This is a genomic window from Neisseria sp. HMSC055H02, from assembly GCF_001813335.1.
In the GTDB taxonomy this organism is placed as follows: domain Bacteria; phylum Pseudomonadota; class Gammaproteobacteria; order Burkholderiales; family Neisseriaceae; genus Neisseria; species Neisseria sicca_C.
In genome coordinates this window covers 123,001-125,004 of record NZ_KV812096.1, presented here as the reverse complement: position 1 = coordinate 125,004, position 2,004 = coordinate 123,001, and the positions used below count along the sequence as shown (strand labels likewise).

The following is a 2,004-nucleotide window of genomic DNA, read 5'->3' as shown; positions in this document are numbered from 1 at the left end:
TAAATGTCTTGATGGGAATTTAGGGGATTTCGGCAAAGGTCTCATCGTCTGAAAACAGGCATGGCAGGTTACGCCGAAACCATCCACATTTTTTCAGACGACCTTTCACCTTAGCCCTGTTTCAACACCCCAAATTCTTTTAAAATACCGCCTGATTTGAATTTAACCGAAAGACCGAACTTCATGAACCTACATCAAACCGTCGAACGCGAAGCCGCCGCCGCCTTTGCCGCCGCGGGCATCGCCGACAGCCCCGTTGTCTTGCAGCCGACCAAAAACGCCGAACACGGCGATTTCCAAATCAACGGCGTGATGGGTGCGGCGAAAAAAGCCAAACAAAATCCGCGCGAGTTGGCGCAAAAGGTGGCCGAGGCATTGGCGGGCAACGCCGTGATCGAAAGCGCGGAAGTGGCCGGCCCCGGCTTCATCAACCTGCGCCTGCACCCCGAATTTCTCGCCCAAAACATTCAGACAGCCTTGAACGACGCGCGTTTCGGCATAGCGAAAACCAACAAACCGCAAACCGTCGTCATCGACTATTCCTCACCCAATCTGGCAAAAGAGATGCACGTCGGCCACCTGCGTTCCAGCATCATCGGCGACAGCATTTCGCGCGTATTGGAATTTATGGGCAACACCGTCATCCGCCAAAACCACGTCGGCGACTGGGGTACGCAATTCGGCATGTTGGTCGCTTATTTGGTCGAGCAGCAAAAAGACAATGCCGCGTTTGAGCTGGCGGACTTGGAGCAATTTTACCGCGCCGCCAAAGTGCGCTTTGACGAAGACCCTGCCTTTGCCGACACCGCGCGTGAATATGTTGTGAAGCTGCAAGGCGGCGATGAAACCGTGTTGGCGTTGTGGAAACAGTTTGTCGATATTTCGCTCTCGCACGCCCAAGCCGTTTACGACACGCTGGGCTTGAAACTGCGCCCTGAAGACGTGGCGGGCGAATCGAAATACAACGACGATTTGCAGCCCGTGGTCGATGATTTGGTTCAAAAAGGTCTGGCGGTCGAAGACGACGGCGCGAAAGTCGTGTTCTTGGACGAGTTTAAAAATAAAGAAGGCGAACCCGCCGCATTTATCGTGCAAAAACAAGGCGGCGGCTTCCTCTACGCTTCCACCGATTTGGCGTGTCTGCGCTACCGCATAGGTCGTCTGAAAGCCGACCGCCTGCTGTACGTCGTCGACCACCGCCAAGCCCTGCACTTCGAACAACTTTTCGCCACTTCCCGCAAAGCAGGCTATCTGCCGGAAGATGCAAAAGCCGAGTTTATCGGCTTCGGCACCATGATGGGCAAAGACGGCAAACCGTTCAAAACGCGCAGCGGCGACACTGTAAAACTGGTTGACCTGCTGACCGAAGCCGTCGAGCGCGCCACGGCTTTGGTGAAAGAAAAAAATCCCGAATTGGGCGCAGACGAAGCGGCGAAAATCGGCAAAACCGTCGGTATCGGCGCGGTCAAATACGCCGATTTGAGCAAAAACCGCACCAGCGATTATGTGTTCGACTGGGACGCCATGCTCTCGTTTGAAGGCAACACCGCCCCCTACCTGCAATACGCCTACACCCGCGTGCAAAGCGTGTTCCGCAAAGCCGGCGAATGGCATGCAACCGCGCCAACCGTTTTGACCGAACCGCTGGAAAAAAAGCTTGCCGCCGAGCTTTTGAAATTCGAAGACGTGCTGCAAAGCGTGGCGGACACGGCGTATCCGCACTACCTCGCCTCCTACCTCTACCAAACCGCCACCCTGTTCAGCCGCTTCTACGAAGCCTGCCCGATACTCAAAGCCGAAGGTGCAACCCGCAACAGCCGCCTGCAACTGGCGAAGCTCACCGGCGACACGCTGAAACAAGGCTTGGATTTGCTGGGCATTGATGTGTTGGATGTGATGTAAGGCATTCCCATAAGCAAAGGTCGTCTGAAAAGTTTTCAGACGACCTTTGTCTATGTAATGAATGATGGTGATTCTATAGTGGATTAACTTTAAATCAGGACA

1 protein-coding gene is annotated in these 2,004 nt (G+C 54.4%); it reads left to right on the top strand.

Annotated features, from left to right (window positions below; translation table 11 throughout):
• Nucleotides 1-183 precede the first annotated feature (183 nt).
• A complete protein-coding gene (gene argS / locus HMPREF2907_RS07425) occupies nucleotides 184-1,902 on the top strand; it encodes an arginine--tRNA ligase (protein WP_070681714.1) in 1,719 nt (572 codons plus the stop codon).
• The last annotated feature ends 102 nt before the right edge of the window (nucleotides 1,903-2,004 follow it).